Raw genomic sequence first — 15,007 nt, 5'->3', positions numbered from 1 at the left:
CTTGAACCCCCTCCCCCAAAATCCAGTTGCCGCGTCCGGCTCGTTCGCGGCCATGAAGTCGGTGCCCTACCGTCTCCAGTTCATCGCTTACGTGCTGGCGATGATGGCTGACAATATCGAGCATGTGATCAGTTACTGGGTGGTGTTCCAGAAATTCCATTCGCCGGCGCTGGCCGGCTTTGCGGTGCTGTCGCACTGGCTGCCGTTCCTGCTGTTCTCGGTCGCGGTCGGCGGGCTTGCCGACCGGTTCGACCCCCGCCGCATCATTCAGTGCGGCATGCTGCTGTTCATCGTGGCCTCCAGCGGCTGGGGCTTCTTCTTCATCACCGATACGATCCAGATGTGGCACGCGATGCTGCTGCTGGTGATCCACGGCTGCGCCGGGGTGCTGTGGCAGACGCCGAATCAGCTGTTGCTTTACGACCTCGTCGGCCCGGCTGATCTTCCGAGCGCAGTACGGCTGAACGCGATGGCGCGCTATCTCGGCATTCTGGTCGGACCTGCGGTCGGCGGCGTAATTATGCTGACGCTCGGCACCTCGCATGGCATTATCTTCAACACGCTGTTCTATCTGCCGATGCTGCTGTGGCTGTTCTGGGCGCCGGTGCGCGACAAGAGTATCGCGGTGCGGCGCTTCGCCGTGCGCGGCTTTGCCGACATTATCCTGACCATCCGCGCCATCGGCACGCAGCCGGTGCTGACGGCGATGACCTGGCTCGCTGGCCTCACCTCCTTCATGATCGGCAACGCCTATCACGCGCAGATGCCCGGTTTCGCCGGCGATCTCGGCCACGGCGATCCCGGCGTGTCCTATAGCGTGCTGCTCGCGGCCGATGCGGCCGGCGCGCTGCTTTCGGGCATTGCACTGGAATCCTGGGGGCGGCTCAAGGGCACGCCGCGCACCGCGATCATGCTTGCGATGTTCTGGAGCGTCGCGCTGCTCGGCTTCGCCTCGGTGCGGATCTATCCCGTTGCGATCGTGCTGCTGTTTTGTGCCGGCTTCTTCGAGCTGTCGTTCAACACCATGGCGCAGGCGCTGGTGCAGTTGAACGCACCGCCCGACATCCGCGGCCGCGTCGTCGGCCTCTACAACATGGCAGGCCTCGGGATGCGGGCGTTCAGCGGCATCACGGTCGGGCTGTTTGGCGCGGCGATCGGGATTCACTGGTCGCTCGGCCTCTCGGCCGCCGTTCTGCTGGCGCTGCTGTGTCTCCTGTACGGGCGCGCGACGAGGAAGACGGCCGGTTGACTCCGGCTTCTCCCCACCGCACGCTCGCGCAGGGCTTGGGGAGATGAGGCATTGCGCAGTCGCTGGGGCATTCTTGCGATCCTGTTCTTTGTGCGCCTGACGATCGCATTCCAGTTCCAGAGCGTGGCCGCGGTCGCGCCGCTGCTGCAACAGACCTTTGGCGTCGGCCTCGCCGACATCGGCATCCTGATCGGGCTCTACTTCACACCGGGCATCGTGCTGGCGCTGCCGGGCGGCGCGATCGGACGGATCCTCGGCGACAAACAGACAACCATCATCGCACTGCTGCTGATGACCGCCGGCAGCCTGGTCATGGCCACGGCGGATCTGTGGGGGTGGCAGATGGCGGGCCGGCTCGCCTCCGGCGCAGGCGGCGTGCTGCTGACGGTGCAGCTCACCAAGATGGGCACCGACTGGTTTGCCGGGAAAGAGATTGCAACCGCGATGGCGATCTTCGTCAACTCCTGGCCGGCCGGCGTCGCGATCTCGCTGCTGGTGCTGCCGGCGATCGGCACCGCCTATGGTGCGGGCGCCGTGTTTCTGGCGGCCGGCGCACTGACCGCGATCGGCATTGTGCTGATCATGTTCTATCAACCGCCGCCGGCGCCAACAGTCAGCACAATCGGCTCGGGCCGGCTCGATCCCCTCGCGCTGCTGGCGGTGATCGTCGCCGGCCTGATCTGGGGTCTCTATAATGTCGGCTTCGCCATGATCTTCTCGTTCGGCCCGTCGCTGCTAGCCGAACGCGGCTGGAGCATTGCCGCGGCCGGATCGGCGATCAGCGTCGTCATGTGGCTGTCGGTGATCTCGGTGCCCGCAGGCGGCTATCTGGCCGATCGCTTCAAACAGCCATTCGTGTTGGCGATCGCAGCCAGCCTCGCGGTGGCCGCCCTGCTGACCTGGCTGACCCGCTCGGATGCCGTGATCACGATTCTCGTCCTGATCGGCTTGATCGGCGGCCATCCGGCCGGGCCGATCATGAGCCTGACCGCCCGCGTGCTGGTGCCGGAAACGAGGGCGATCGGGATGGGCGTGTTCTACACTCTCTTCTATGCCGCGATGATGCTGGGACCGGCGGTGGCGGGACGGCTGGCCAAATCGGCCGGAAGCGCCGCGGTCGCGCTCGACCTGGGCGCGCTGGCCGTACTGGCCTGCCCGCCGCTGATGTGGCTTTTCGAATGGATTGTGTCTGTCCGCAATCGTCGCGCGAAATCATAACGCAGCATTAACCCTATGCGCCTTAGGGTCGTCCTGGACTCCGCCAGGCGGGGGTCGGGTAGTGAAAATGGCGTTGGCGAACAAAAATTTCTTCCGGCCGCCGAGGAACGTCGGCGTTTCCAGCGGGTGAAGGTTCACCTGCTCGGCCGCTACATGCTGCCGGACCGCCGTGAATTCCCCTGCCAGGTGATCAACATGTCGCCGGGCGGGCTGGCGCTGCTCGCGCCCGGCATCGGCAATGTCGGCGACCGCGTGGTCGCCTATCTCGACCATATCGGCCGGGTCGAGGGCAAGATCACCCGGATCATCGACAACGGCTTCGCCATGACGGTCGGGGCGACGCCCCGCAAGCGGGACAAGCTCGCGGCACAGCTGACCTGGCTCGCCAACCGCGACATTCTCAACCTGCCGGAAGACCGCCGCCACGACCGTATCGTGCCGCGCAACCCGATCGCGGTGCTGACGCTCGAGGACGGCACCAAGATGACCTGCCGCATCATCGATCTCTCGCTGTCGGGCGCGGCCATCGCCGCAGAGAACCGCCCGCCGCTCAAATCGACGGTTTTGCTCGGCCGGGTCCAGGGCCGCGTGGTTCGAAACCTCGAAGACGGCTTCGCGCTGGAGTTCCTGCACTCTCAGCCGATCGAGACACTCGAAGAGAGCGTTACCGCGCGGTAAAGCGCGACGACGTCAAAACCCCGGTTTTTCCAAGCTCAAAGGCGGCCTTCGCGATGCGGACGCCGCCTTTTTCATGCGTTGAGACGGCCCTGCATGGGTTAACGCGCGGCCCGTTCGCGGGCGAAACAGCAGTTCCATCAGTCTTCCCGCGTTAATCGCTCCAATTTGAATCAATTCCAGTCATATCAAATTTTATTCAAATATCGTTCAAGTATAGATCGAATTCTCCGCTCGTTTTACTTGTATTCGTCTCGACTTGACTTGGCTGACTTAGCGGCAACGCAAAAGCTCCATGCGAAATGTGGTCCCAACAAGAAACGGGGGCCGCGATGTTTCATTTCAGGGGACAGGGAAAAGCGCTGGCGATCGCCGCCATGCTTTTCGGGATCGGCGCGGCAGCGCAGGCCGGCGAAAGCCGACTGCTCTACGCGAGCCTCGGTGACACCACGCGTGCACCGATTGGCTGGGTCGAGTTCTGTTCGGAGAATGCCGCCCAGTGTCAGGGCGGGGCGACGCAGCCGCGCGACATCGTGATGTCGCAGACCGCGTGGCGCGACCTGACCAAGGTCAACCGCTGGGTCAACGAGACCGTGAAGCCTTTGACTGACCAGGAGCACTGGGGCGTGATCGAGAAGTGGTCGCTGCCGACCGATGGTTACGGCGACTGTGAAGACTACGTGCTGTTGAAGCGCAAGATGCTGATGGATGCCGGATGGCCGCGCGAGGCCCTGCTCATCACCGTCGTGCGCGACAAGAAAGGTGAAGGACACGCGGTGTTGACGGTGAAGACCGACAAGGGCGAGTTCGTTCTCGACAATCAGAACGAGAACGTCGTTGCCTGGACTGAGACCGGCTACCGGTTCGTCAAGCGCCAGTCGCAGAGCGATCCCAACGTCTGGGTCTCGCTTGGCGATACCAAGCCGGCGGTCTCCACCGCCAGCGCAAGAGATCAATAGTCGATCATTCGTCAACAAGGAACGAGATACGCGACCCGGTCACATCCCCACCCCTCCCCGTCCCAGACCGGTTCGCGCGCGCCCAGCCATCCCCCAATGGCTGGGCGCAACTTTTTTGGGGTGACGGAACTCACAAGACGCGATCGACGCCCGCCCATCAGTGCGGCAGGATGTTCTTGTAGACCTTGCCGGCTTTCATGATCACCACAAAATTCTTCGCGGGGTCCTCGACCAGGCCAATGTTGTCGAGCGGATTGCCGTCGACCAGCAGGAGATCGGCGAGCGCGCCCTCCTCAACCACGCCGAGCCTGCCGGGATAGGGATTGCGCGGGCCCGAGAGGCTCAGGAGTTCGGCATTGGTCGACGTCGCCATGGTCAGCGCCTCCGCCGGCGTGTACCAGCGCGTCAGCGCCGCCAGCATTGAGCCCTGCTTCTCCGCCATGGCCTTCGAGAACAGGACATCGGTGCCGAACGCGGTCTTGATGTGGTATTTCTTTGCGAGCTCATAGACCCTGTCGGTGCCGGCGACCACCTGCCGCATCTTGTCCTGTTCCGAAGGTCCCAGCGCGGCGGCCGCGGACATGTCCAGGAATGGCTGAGTGCTGAGCCAGATGCCCTTCTCCGCGATCAGCTTGGCGCTGGCCTCGTCCATGAGATGACCGTGCTCGATGCATTTCACGCCGGCTGCGATCGAGCGCTGGATCGCGACGGGCGTATAGGCATGCGTGGCGACATAGGTGCCCCAATTGTCAGCGGCCTCGACGGCGGCGCGCAGCTCGGGCTCGGTGAAGGTGGAGACGTCGAGCGGACTGAAGGGCGACGCGACGCCGCCGCCCGCCGTGAGCTTGACCTGTGAAGCACCTTGCATCAGTTGCTCGCGTGCGCGGACGCGGACCTCGTCGGGACTGTCGGCGACCATGCTGCCGCCGATCCGCTCCATGCGGCTGAGCATACCGCCGATGGTTCGCGGCAGGTCCGAGACCTGCCGGAAATCGCCATGGCCGCCGGTGATGGTGATGAAGGCGCCGGAGGGGTAGATGCGCGGACCGGCGACGACGTCCTCGTCGATGGCCTGCTTGAGCCCGAAAGTCGGGCCGCCCATGTCGCGTATGGTGGTAAAGCCGCGCATCAGCGTCGCGGTCGCTTCGCTCGCCGCGACCAGATTGTTGTAGCCGATGTCGCCTGCAAGCGCCGCCATCGGGGTTGGACGCACCAGCATTGCGTGCCAATGGGCATCGATCAGCCCCGGCATCAGCACGCGCCCGCCACCGTCGATCGTTTGAGCGGCGGTCGTTTGGCCTGTGGCCATCACGTCCGCGGTCGAGATCGTCTCGATCTTCCCGTTCCTGACGAGGACATTGGATGGAGCTGTGAGCGCGCCGCTCTTTCCGTCAAAGATTTTGACGTTGCGGAACAGTATGGCGGAGTCCTGCTGGGCCGATGCAGGCAGCGCGCTGCAGAGAAACGCTGTAAGCAGCGCCGCGAGTGCGGCCTGCGCCTTCAATCCCGACATGTTCGGTCTCCAGGTCAATACGCTGCTACGTGGTTGCGGCCACCGGCCGCCATGCAAAGGTCAACCACCCGATGCCGTGCGACAACAGGTCAATGCCGAGAAGCATTCCCAAGACCCAGAGCCCGGTCGTGGGAAAACCGGTGAGGATAATGAGACCTGCGAGCACGCCGAACAGGCCGGACGCGAGCATGATTCCGCCGCCTTGTTGCCAACGGCCGATGCCGATCAGCATGCGGACGATACCGGAGACGAGGAGCGCGAGGCCGAGCGCGTAAGTCAGCAGCAGCGCTCCGGTCAGCGGCTGGCTGACGAGCACGATGCCGAAGGCGATGTAGAGAATGCCGAGCACCACCTGCCAGACGAAGCCGCCCCATCCCTTGGTCCAGAACGCGTGGAAAATCTCGAAGGCGCCGGTGGCGATCGCCATCCAGCCGATGAACAGCGCACTGATGACGGTGAAAAACGCAACGTCGCCCAGCACCATCAGTCCCGTGAACACCATGAAGAGACCCAGGAGGACGCAGATCCAGCGGGGCGGTTGCGGCAAGCCGGTTGCGCCCATCGGCGCACTATGGTCGTAAGTCGTCATGACATCCTCCCTCTGTTTTTTAATGCCAACGCCAGCCGCAATGCCGGCGGCCACGATGCCACCAGCATACCCAGCGCCGACGACGCCGGTGCCAGGACGGCGGCCTCGGCCGGGATGGCGGGCGGTGGGCCGGAGTTGGCCGTGGACGGGTCGTTTGCGCATAGATGCGGCCGGCAGAGTCACGCCTGGTTGAACCCGGCTGGTCGGTCTGCGTCACCTCGGCCAGCGCAGCCGCATCCCGCGACCACAGGCTCACACCTGCACCAGCCAGGACCACGCCTCCAAACAGGGTGCGCAGCGCATCGCGGCGATCCATCTCACTCATGAAGCTCTCCTTCGAAATCCCTGCCCGATTTCCAACTCAGGTTTTTGCGGCGGACCCCTCGCCGGGAATCTCACCTGGCAGATAGTTCGGCAGCCGTCCCGCCGGGACGATCGCGATCAGCGCGAGACCAGCCATGATCAGGAGCCCGATCTTCAGCGCCCGCAGCCGCGCCTCAATGTTCACGCGCACCGCCTCCGCGACCTGCTCCGGCGTCCCGCTCGTGCGTTCCAGCACGCTGCGCAGACGATCGTTGCTGACGAACGTGATGTTGCCGAGATCGACCTGGGCCTGGAGCTCCGGCGTCAGCACCGGGCTCGCCGTGATCTTGCCGAGTGCGATGGTGCTGAGCAGGCCGACCAGCAGCGCGCCCGCGACCGCGGTTCCGACCGCGGCGGCGAGGTTTTGCGTGGTGCCGCGCAAAGACCCGACGTCTCCGGCTAGCGCCTTCGGGGATGCCGTCACCAGGACGTTGAACAGCAAAGTCACCAGCGAACCCTGACCGATGCCGAACAGAACCAGTCCGAACAGCACGGGCACCTCGCTCCAGTCATTGCGCACGACGAAGGCGAGCCAGATCAGCGCGATGGTGCAGAGTGCAAAGCCGTAGCGGCCGATCTGGCGCGGCGTCAGCCGCTCGTAGACGTTGACGATCAGCATCGCCGAGAAGAAGACCGTGAGATTGAACGGCATCATGGCAATCGCGGTCGCGATCGGCGAACGTCCCTGCACGATCTGGATGTAGAGCGGCACCGTGAAGTTCAGTGCGGCCTCCAGCGCCACCACCGCGAACAGCGCAAACACGGCGGAGCGCTCTTCCGGCGAGTCGATCACCTCCAGCGCCAATAGCGGCGTCTTGCCTGCGGCCTGGCGGCGGTGCGTCCACAGCAGAAACGCCTGGCCCAGCACGATTCCGAGCAGGATCATCACTGGCGCCGGCGAAAGGCCGAGCAGATCGAACGGCGCGTTGGCGGTCGCAACTGCGAGACCCCAGCCGTTCAGATTATTGAAGCCGAAGCTGATGAGGATGATTGCACTCGCGGCAAGGGCAACACCGATCAGGTCGATCTGCACGTCGGGCCGGCCGCGATCCGGCTTCAAGCGGAAGCTCATCAGGAAGACGATCGCCGATGCGGCAATCAGGATGCCAAACGCCGGCCGCCAGCCGATATAGGTGCCGAGCACGCCGCCAATGACAAAGGCGAGCACGCCGGCGGCCGCGCGGGCCGAGCCGAGCGCGCCGAGCGCCGTTGCCTGCTGGCGGCCGGCGTAATTCTCGGCAATCAGGGCAACGAGCGAGGGCACGATCACCGAACCTGACGCGCCACAGAGCGCCTGCGCCGAAATCATCACCGTGGCCGTCGGACTGAACGTCATCATCACTTGCGAGACGAAGAAGACAACGACCGCGATGCGGAACACCTGCAGGGAACCGAAACGCTGGGCCAGCTTGGCGCCGAGCATCACGAAGCCTGCGACCAGCATCGAGTACGCGACGATCCCTGTCGCCACCGTGGTCGGCGCCACACCGAAGCTCGCGACCATCCCGCCCATTGCCACCGGAAGCGAAGCCACGTTGAACGACATGATCATCTGGCCGAGCGCGATCGAAATCATGGGAATCCATGACGCGCGCTCTTCTCCGTGAATGCCGTCTATCGAGATTGTCTGTGTGACCATGGCGTCCTCCGGCTTGATCGGCGTTCCGATCGGTCAGGCCCGAGAGCCTGCCCGATCTCCTGCGCATTCATTGTTCCGGTTGCGATACGAACAGATCCATCCCCAGCCGCTGCGACAGGAATTTTGCGGCGAGCTGTCCCCGCACGCTGTTGCCGGCCGCATCGAGCGGCGGGGCAAAGGTGCCGAAGCCGCCCTTGCCGGGCGACACGGCAACGATGCCGCCGCCGATTCCGCTCTTCCCGGGCAGGCCGATGTCGTAGAGCCAGTCGCCCGAGGTCTCGTAGAGCCCGGCGGTGATCATGACGGCGAGCGCATAATGGCAGACCTCGGCATCGACCACGCGCTGCTTCGTGACCGGATTGACGCCGCCATCAGCGAGCGTCGCGCCCATGACTGCGAGGTCGCGGGCGCTGACGTTGAGCGAACATTGGCGTGTGTAAAGATCGGTCGCTTCTTTGGCGTCGCAATAGATGCGACCGTAGCTCTCCAGAAGCCGCGCGATGCTGCGATTGCGGAAATTGGTCTGCGACGCTGACGCATAGACCTCTTCATTGAGCGGCAGCTCGCGGCCGGCAAAGCGCGACAGCCCTTCATGGATGAACTTCCACCGTGCCGCAGCGGTCGAGCCCGGCGCCAGGCTGGTGGTGGCAATCGCGCCGGCGTTCACCATCGGATTGGTGCGGCCGCCGCCCTGCTCGATCGCGGCGAGCGAGTTGAAAGCAAGCCCGGTCGCGTTGGCGCCGAGCTTTTCACGCGCATCCTCAGGTCCGATGGTTTCGCAGACGAGCGCGAACAGGAACGGTTTTGACACGCTCATGATCGAGAATTCGTAGTCGACGTCTCCAGCGCCGTAGATGCGCCCGCTGGTGCCGACGACACAGACGCCGAACAGCTCGTTCGGAACCCGCGCAAGCGCCGGGTAAACTTGCGAGTTTTCGCCGTCATGATTTGATTGGAACCGGCGATGCGCCTCGTTCACCAGCGACTGTACAGTCTCCGCAGCTGGCAAATGACCGGTCGAAACGTAGGCCGGCTCTCGTTCATGGACGACCGAGCGCGACACCATCGCACCACTCCGCAGAACGGATCTAACTCATGTCGGCTCCGTTCGAGAACTCGACGTGCACGGAGTAGTTGATGCCGATCAGCGCCTCAAGTCAATTTACAACCAGTGAGCGATTCTGCAATTCAGCCATACGAGTCGATCAGAGGTGCATTGGACGCGCGGTTCGAATATGGCCTCTCCGCAAGGTGCGTAAGTGCTGCTGCCTCGCTTGCATCGAACTCTACTCAAAAGGGTAGCAATCGGGACTCGAGTTGTGATCAACGCAAGATTGCAGCTCTCGTTCGGGACGGTACAATGCGCGCGGTCTGCGCGAGAAGAGATGAGGATCAGGGAGCGAGGAGCGGGCTTTGAAAGCAGACTACGACATCAAGCGACGAGGCGTAACATGGTGGCTCAAACGAGTGACGGTCACGTCCTGCTGGTCAAGAAGCTCGGCGGGCTTTTCGCAATCATCTTCGGATGCCTGCTGACCGCGGTCGGCGTGGCTCTTGAATCCGGCGGCACGACTTTCGTCGGCGTGCTGTTGCTGGTGCTTGGAGCCGGCCTGCTCGTGCTGAAGATCGTCAGGCGGAACGAGAGATCTTCGCCGCCCTAGCCGGCAACGCGATCCGGCTCACGCTCCGAGCACGTCGGCGAGCCGCATCTCGTCGGCGGCGGGATCTTTCAGGAACAGCTCGGCTTCGATCTCCGTCAGATGCGACAGCATCTGCACGCGCGCGGCCGGCTTGTCCCGCTTGCGGATCGCGGTGACGATCTCGGCGTGATGATCGGTGCCGCAGCCCGGCGTGTCATGACGGCGATAGAGCAGGATGATGAGCGAGGAGCGCGCGATCAGCTCCTTCAGGAAGCCGAGATAAACGCTGTGGCCACTCATCTCGGCAACGATCCGGTGAAATTCACCGGAGAGCCGCACCGACGCGCGCGCGTCGCCGCGCAGCTCCGCCTCGCGTTCTTGAGCCAGATGTTGCTGGAGGCGATTGATCCAGGCCGGCGAGACGGCCTCGACAGCGTGGTCGACGATGGTGGGCTCGATCAGGCGGCGAGCCTCGAACACCTCACGGGCATCGGCCGGTGACGGTCGTGCGACGAAGGCGCCGCGGTTCTTCTCGATGCTGACGATGCCTTCATGCGCGAGTTGCTGGAGCGCAGTGCGAACCAGCGTCCGGCTGGCGCCATAGATCTCGCCGATCTCGTCCTCGCCGAGCTTGATGCCGGGCAGCAGACGATGCTCGAGGATCGCCGCGGTCACGCCCTCCCTGATCCGGCTGACGCGGTCGCTCGCGTCTGGGGCATCGGATTTTGGTCGGGTTTTGGCAGCCATGGATGTGAGGGCTCGATCGGCGAAGTTCAGCCTCGAATATTAGTCGACCAGCTGTATCCAATCACAGGCGAAACTTTATACAATCCGCGCTCATTTTGTGTGCACATTACTGGCCGCCCTGCGACCCCTGTGATTTCGCCGGATTCGATCTAACGATCTGACTCCGCTGCACAGTTTTCGAATTCGGCCGACCGGGCGCTGTTGGCACGGACCTTGCGGAGAGACGCCGAGCATCGCCCTCCTTCGGACACGCCATGGCCACTCCCGCCGCTCTCGAACTGGTCGCCGTCACCAAGCGCTACGATACGACGCTGGCGGTCGACAACGTCAACCTGAAGATCCCGGCCGGCACCTATTGCTGCCTGCTCGGCCCGTCCGGCTGCGGCAAAACCTCGACCTTGCGGATGGTCGCCGGCCACGAAGCGGTCAGCGAGGGCGACATCATCCTGGGACCGCAGAACGTCACGGACCTCGAGCCCGCCAAGCGCGGCACCGCGATGATGTTTCAGTCCTACGCGCTGTTTCCGCACCTCTCCGTGCTCGACAACGTCGCATTTGCCTTGAAAATGCGCGGCATCGACCGGGCGACACGGCACAAGCGCGCCGGCGAGCTGCTGGAGCTGGTGGCGATGAGCCCCTATGCAGGCCGCCTTCCGGCGCAGCTCTCCGGCGGCCAGCAGCAGCGCGTCGCGCTGGCCCGTGCGCTGATCACCGAGCCGCAGATCCTTCTGCTCGACGAGCCGCTCTCCGCGCTCGATCCGTTCCTGCGGGTAAAGATGCGGGGCGAATTGAAGCGGCTCCAGCGCGAGCTCGGCATCAGCTTCATCCAGGTCACCCACGGCCAGGAAGAGGCGATGGCGCTCGCCGACCACATCGTGGTGATGAACCAGGGCAAGATCGAGCAGCAGGGCTCGGCCCGCGACATCTTCCACCATCCCCGCACCGAATTCGTTGCCCGCTTCATCGGCGGCCACAACGTGCTCAGCGACTCCGGCAAGCTGATCGCGGTCCGCGCCGATCAGCTCGGCATCAAGCCGCTCGCCGATGGCGTGTTCGGCGCGCCGGCGCTGCTGACCAACACCGAGTACCAGGGCTCCTATGTCGCCGTCTCGCTCACGCTGGATGACGGCACCGCCCTGTTCTCCCACCTCCCCGAGGCCGCCTTCGACGTCCACCCGTTCCGTCCGGGCGATCGCGTGCTGGCCACCTGGGATCCCGCCAAGGCGCAACGCCTGCAATAGCGCCCGCCGTTCATGAAAATGCGCAACAGAGGAGTAAGAGCATGACCGAGACCACCAAAAAGACCGGCGTGAGCCGCCGCACGCTATTGAAGAGCACCGCGGGTCTGGCGGGCCTTGCCGCCGGCTCAGGGGCCATCACCGGCTTTCCCTATGTGATGTCGGCCGAGCCGAAGGTGCTGCGTTATCTCGGCACCGCCGTGAACGAAGGCGACGACATCTCCAAGCAGTGTCTGAAGGACACCGGCATCAAGATCGAGTACATCACGGCGACCACCGACGACGTCACCAAGCGCGTGATGACCCAGCCGAATTCCTTCGACGTGCTGGACACCGAATATTTCTCGCTGAAGAAGCTGGTGCCCTCGGGCAATATCCTTGCGCTCGACTCCAAGAAGATCAAGCAATTCGACAACATTACCCCGGTCTTCACCAAGGGCGAGACGCCCGGCGGCAAGAAGATCGGCGGCCAAGGAACAGCGCCCTGGAAGGTGCTCTATCTGGAAGGCAAGGACTCCAAGACCTTCTCGAAGACGGCCACCGAGTTCGTCACGCTGATCCCGACGGTCTACAACGCCGACACGCTCGGCATCCGCCCCGACATCATCAAGCGCCCGATCAGTTCGTGGGCTGAACTTCTCAACCCCGAGTTCAAGGGCAAGGCCTCGATCCTCAACATCCCCTCGATCGGCATCATGGATGCCGCGATGGTCGTGGAAGCCGCCGGCAAGTACAAATATGCCGACAAGGGCAACATGACCAAGGAAGAGATCGATCTCACCATGAAGGTGATGACGGAAGCCAAGAAGGCCGGCCAGTTCCGCGCCTTCTGGAAGGATTTCAACGAGAGCGTCAACCTGATGGCTTCGGGCGAAACCGTGATCCAATCGATGTGGTCGCCGGCGGTGACCAAGGTGCGTTCGATGGGCATTGCGTGCACCTTCCAGCCGCTGAAGGAAGGCTATCGCTCCTGGGCTTCGGGCTTCTGCGTCTCCAAGGGCGTCTCGGGCGCCAAGCTCGATTGGGCCTATGAGTTCGTCAACTGGTTCCTGTCCGGCTATGCCGGCGCCTATCTCAACCGCCAGGGCTACTACTCGGCGGTGCTCTCGACCGCGAAGGCCAACATGGAGCCCTACGAGTGGGCGTACTGGATGGAAGGCAAGCCGGCCGAGAAGGACATCAAGGCGCCCGACGGCTCGCTGCTCGAGAAGGCCGGTGCGGTGCGCGACGGCGGCTCCTATGAGGACCGCATGGGCGGCGTTGCGTGCTGGAACGCCGTGATGGACGAGAATGACTACATGGTCCGCAAGTGGAACGAGTTCATCGCCGCGTGATGGATACGTCGGAGGACATCCTGCAACAGGCATCCCCGGACCTTGTCCGGGGATCGGAGAAGGCGCGCCCTGCAAAAGCGGCGCGCCTGTCGCCGTCCTTCATCTCCTGGCTCCAGGCCGGGCCGATGATGCTGGTGTTTCTCGCCTTCTTCCTGATCCCGCTGGTGTTCGTCGTCATCGTCTCGTTCTGGGACTACAATGAATACCAGTTGCTGCCGGCGTTCTCGGGCCGCGGCTACACCGACACGTTCGAAGGCTGCATCGCCCAGTTGCCTGATCTCTGCACGATCGGGCGAACCTATGTGAAGACGCTGAAGCTCTGTGTGACGGTGTGGGCCATCACGCTGTTCATCGGCTTCTGGGTCGCCTACTTCCTCGCCTTCCACGTCAGGTCCAAGACCTGGCAGATGGGGTTGTCGTTGCTCTGCACGATCCCGTTCTGGACCTCCAACGTCATCCGCATGATCGCCTGGATTCCGCTGTTGGGACGCAACGGCCTGGTGAATTCAGGGCTGATGAAGACCGGCCTGGTCAACCAACCGCTGGAATGGCTGCTGTTCTCCGAATTCTCCGTGGTGCTGGCGCTGGTGCACCTGTTCACCTTCTTCATGGTGGTGCCGATCTTCAATTCGATGGTGCGGATCGACAAATCGCTGATCGAGGCGGCCTACGACGCCGGCGCGACCGGCTTTCAGACCCTCGTCAACGTCATCATTCCGCTTGCCAAGCCCGGCATTGTGATCGGCTCGATCTTCGTCATTACCATCGTGATGGGCGACTTCATCACCATCGGCGTGATGGGTGGCCAGCAGATCGCCTCGGCCGGCAAGATCATCGAGACACGGGTGAACGCGCTGCAGTTCCCGGCGGCAGCGGCCAACGCCGTGATCCTGCTCATCATCACCTTCCTGATCATCACCATGATGTCGCGCATCGTCGACATCAAGAAAGAGCTCTAGGCAATGACGGAGGGACGCCCGCGCAGCTTCTATGTGCTCGCGATCTTCTTCGCGGCCTATGTGCTGTTTCTCTACGGCCCGATGATCGCGATCTACGTGCTGTCGTTCCAGGGCCCGCAGGGCGGCCTCACCTTCCCGATGAACGGCGTATCGACCTACTGGTTGTCGAAGCTGTTCCAGGGCACCGGCATCGTCGATCTCGGCGCGGCTTTCCGCCGCTCGCTGCTGCTTGGCGTCATCGTGATGGCCGTCACCGTCGTGCTGTCGGTCGCCGCGGGCATGGCGTTCCGCAGGAAGTTCAAGGCGCAGAGCATCTTGTTCTACTCGGCGATCGCGAGCCTCATCGTCCCGTCGATCATCACCTCGCTCGGCATCTCGCTTGAATTCCGCATCATCGACGATGTGATCAAGGGCTTCTTCAACGAGAATTTCGAGACCTCGATGGGTCTGCTCACCTCCGGGCTGGGCGCGCATCTGACCTGGACGCTGCCGTTCGGGCTGCTGATCATGTTCGCGATCTTCAACCGCTTTGATCCGAGGCTCGAGGAAGCCGCGCGCGATCTCGGTGCGACGCCTTGGCAGGCCTTCCGCCACGTCGTGCTGCCGATTATTTTGCCCTCGGTGATCGGCATCGGCCTGTTCGGCTTCACGCTGTCGTGGGATGAGCTCGCGCGCTCCAGCCAGGCGATCGGGGCGGTGAATACGTTGCCGCTCGATCTCCAGGGCCTCACCACCACCGTGACGAACCCCGATATCTACGCGCTCGGCACCGTGATCTCGGCGGTGTCCTTCGCGGTGATCGCGCTCTCGCTGGGCACCATCCACATGCTAAACAAGCGGCAGGCGGCCAAAGGCTCGGACGCCGGCAAGGGGCTTGTCTGATC

General features: G+C 63.6%; 14 protein-coding genes. 9 read left to right on the top strand and 5 right to left on the bottom strand.

Going from position 1 to position 15,007, the window contains the following annotated elements; all coding sequences use genetic code 11:
- Position 1: 1 nt before the first annotated feature.
- The 4 genes from AB8Z38_RS02230 to AB8Z38_RS02215 all read left to right on the top strand — a co-directional run bounded on the left by AB8Z38_RS02230 (position 2) and on the right by AB8Z38_RS02215 (position 4,101).
- Positions 2-1,249: an MFS transporter gene (locus AB8Z38_RS02230; RefSeq protein ID WP_369722901.1), complete on the top strand. Its 1,248-nt coding sequence runs from the start codon at positions 2-4 to the stop codon at positions 1,247-1,249.
- 51 nt (positions 1,250-1,300) lie between these two features.
- On the top strand, positions 1,301-2,467 hold the full coding sequence (locus tag AB8Z38_RS02225; RefSeq protein WP_369722900.1) for a CynX/NimT family MFS transporter: 1,167 nt from the start codon (positions 1,301-1,303) through the stop codon (positions 2,465-2,467).
- Positions 2,468-2,593: 126 nt separating this feature from the next.
- Entirely contained in the window at positions 2,594-3,145 is a 552-nt protein-coding gene (locus tag AB8Z38_RS02220) for a PilZ domain-containing protein (RefSeq protein ID WP_015685220.1), read from the top strand.
- 329 nt (positions 3,146-3,474) lie between these two features.
- The gene (locus tag AB8Z38_RS02215; protein ID WP_369722899.1) at positions 3,475-4,101 is read left to right on the top strand and encodes a transglutaminase-like cysteine peptidase; all 627 of its coding nucleotides are present in this window, start codon (positions 3,475-3,477) and stop codon (positions 4,099-4,101) included.
- A gap of 157 nt (positions 4,102-4,258) precedes the next feature.
- Here the strand turns inward: AB8Z38_RS02215 and AB8Z38_RS02210 are convergent, their stop codons facing one another.
- The 4 genes from AB8Z38_RS02210 to glsA all read right to left on the bottom strand — a co-directional run bounded on the left by AB8Z38_RS02210 (position 4,259) and on the right by glsA (position 9,271).
- Complete coding sequence (locus tag AB8Z38_RS02210) at positions 4,259-5,614, bottom strand: amidohydrolase family protein (protein WP_369722898.1); 1,356 nt, start codon at positions 5,612-5,614, stop codon at positions 4,259-4,261.
- 25 nt (positions 5,615-5,639) lie between these two features.
- The gene (locus AB8Z38_RS02205) at positions 5,640-6,203 is read right to left on the bottom strand and encodes an HdeD family acid-resistance protein (RefSeq protein ID WP_369722897.1); all 564 of its coding nucleotides are present in this window, start codon (positions 6,201-6,203) and stop codon (positions 5,640-5,642) included.
- A 361-nt stretch (positions 6,204-6,564) separates the two neighbouring features.
- On the bottom strand, positions 6,565-8,205 hold the full coding sequence (locus AB8Z38_RS02200) for an MFS transporter (RefSeq protein ID WP_369722896.1): 1,641 nt from the start codon (positions 8,203-8,205) through the stop codon (positions 6,565-6,567).
- 67 nt (positions 8,206-8,272) lie between these two features.
- On the bottom strand, positions 8,273-9,271 hold the full coding sequence (gene glsA / locus AB8Z38_RS02195; protein WP_369722895.1) for a glutaminase A: 999 nt from the start codon (positions 9,269-9,271) through the stop codon (positions 8,273-8,275).
- A gap of 385 nt (positions 9,272-9,656) precedes the next feature.
- Between glsA and AB8Z38_RS02190 the strand changes: the two genes are divergently transcribed.
- Positions 9,657-9,866, top strand: a complete 210-nt coding sequence (locus tag AB8Z38_RS02190; protein WP_369722894.1) for a hypothetical protein — start codon at positions 9,657-9,659, stop codon at positions 9,864-9,866.
- Between the two features lie 18 nt (positions 9,867-9,884).
- Here AB8Z38_RS02190 and AB8Z38_RS02185 read toward each other — a convergent pair whose 3' ends face one another.
- The gene (locus AB8Z38_RS02185; RefSeq protein ID WP_369722893.1) at positions 9,885-10,592 is read right to left on the bottom strand and encodes a GntR family transcriptional regulator; all 708 of its coding nucleotides are present in this window, start codon (positions 10,590-10,592) and stop codon (positions 9,885-9,887) included.
- A gap of 254 nt (positions 10,593-10,846) precedes the next feature.
- Here AB8Z38_RS02185 and AB8Z38_RS02180 point away from each other — a divergent pair, with 254 nt between their 5' ends.
- Genes AB8Z38_RS02180 through AB8Z38_RS02165 form a run of 4 tightly spaced genes read left to right on the top strand, consistent with a single transcriptional unit; the run spans position 10,847 to position 15,005 of the window.
- Positions 10,847-11,833, top strand: a complete 987-nt coding sequence (locus AB8Z38_RS02180) for an ABC transporter ATP-binding protein (RefSeq protein ID WP_369722891.1) — start codon at positions 10,847-10,849, stop codon at positions 11,831-11,833.
- A gap of 41 nt (positions 11,834-11,874) precedes the next feature.
- Entirely contained in the window at positions 11,875-13,164 is a 1,290-nt protein-coding gene (locus tag AB8Z38_RS02175; RefSeq protein WP_369722890.1) for a PotD/PotF family extracellular solute-binding protein, read from the top strand.
- The gene (locus AB8Z38_RS02170; RefSeq protein WP_369726724.1) at positions 13,164-14,123 is read left to right on the top strand and encodes an ABC transporter permease; all 960 of its coding nucleotides are present in this window, start codon (positions 13,164-13,166) and stop codon (positions 14,121-14,123) included. The genes AB8Z38_RS02175 and AB8Z38_RS02170 overlap by 1 nt, the downstream gene beginning before the upstream one ends.
- A gap of 3 nt (positions 14,124-14,126) precedes the next feature.
- Entirely contained in the window at positions 14,127-15,005 is an 879-nt protein-coding gene (locus AB8Z38_RS02165; RefSeq protein ID WP_369722889.1) for an ABC transporter permease, read from the top strand.
- Positions 15,006-15,007 lie beyond the last annotated feature (2 nt).

The organism is Bradyrhizobium sp. LLZ17, assembly GCF_041200145.1.
Taxonomy (GTDB): domain Bacteria; phylum Pseudomonadota; class Alphaproteobacteria; order Rhizobiales; family Xanthobacteraceae; genus Bradyrhizobium.
The sequence above is the reverse complement of the archived record's forward strand: the minus strand, read 5'-3'. Positions and strand labels throughout refer to the sequence as shown.

What these genes read in the sequence shown, in the direction of transcription:
- AB8Z38_RS02180 (WP_369722891.1), top strand. Translation starts at nt 10,847, where the DNA reads ATGGCCACTCCCGCCGCTCTCGAACTGGTCGCCGTCACCAAGCGCTAC.
- AB8Z38_RS02185 (WP_369722893.1), bottom strand. Translation starts at nt 10,592, where the DNA reads ATGGCTGCCAAAACCCGACCAAAATCCGATGCCCCAGACGCGAGCGAC.
- glsA (WP_369722895.1), bottom strand. Translation starts at nt 9,271, where the DNA reads ATGGTGTCGCGCTCGGTCGTCCATGAACGAGAGCCGGCCTACGTTTCG.
- AB8Z38_RS02165 (WP_369722889.1), top strand. Translation starts at nt 14,127, where the DNA reads ATGACGGAGGGACGCCCGCGCAGCTTCTATGTGCTCGCGATCTTCTTC.
- AB8Z38_RS02205 (WP_369722897.1), bottom strand. Translation starts at nt 6,203, where the DNA reads ATGACGACTTACGACCATAGTGCGCCGATGGGCGCAACCGGCTTGCCG.
- AB8Z38_RS02210 (WP_369722898.1), bottom strand. Translation starts at nt 5,614, where the DNA reads ATGTCGGGATTGAAGGCGCAGGCCGCACTCGCGGCGCTGCTTACAGCG.
- AB8Z38_RS02190 (WP_369722894.1), top strand. Translation starts at nt 9,657, where the DNA reads ATGGTGGCTCAAACGAGTGACGGTCACGTCCTGCTGGTCAAGAAGCTC.
- AB8Z38_RS02215 (WP_369722899.1), top strand. Translation starts at nt 3,475, where the DNA reads ATGTTTCATTTCAGGGGACAGGGAAAAGCGCTGGCGATCGCCGCCATG.
- AB8Z38_RS02175 (WP_369722890.1), top strand. Translation starts at nt 11,875, where the DNA reads ATGACCGAGACCACCAAAAAGACCGGCGTGAGCCGCCGCACGCTATTG.
- AB8Z38_RS02170 (WP_369726724.1), top strand. Translation starts at nt 13,164, where the DNA reads ATGGATACGTCGGAGGACATCCTGCAACAGGCATCCCCGGACCTTGTC.
- AB8Z38_RS02200 (WP_369722896.1), bottom strand. Translation starts at nt 8,205, where the DNA reads ATGGTCACACAGACAATCTCGATAGACGGCATTCACGGAGAAGAGCGC.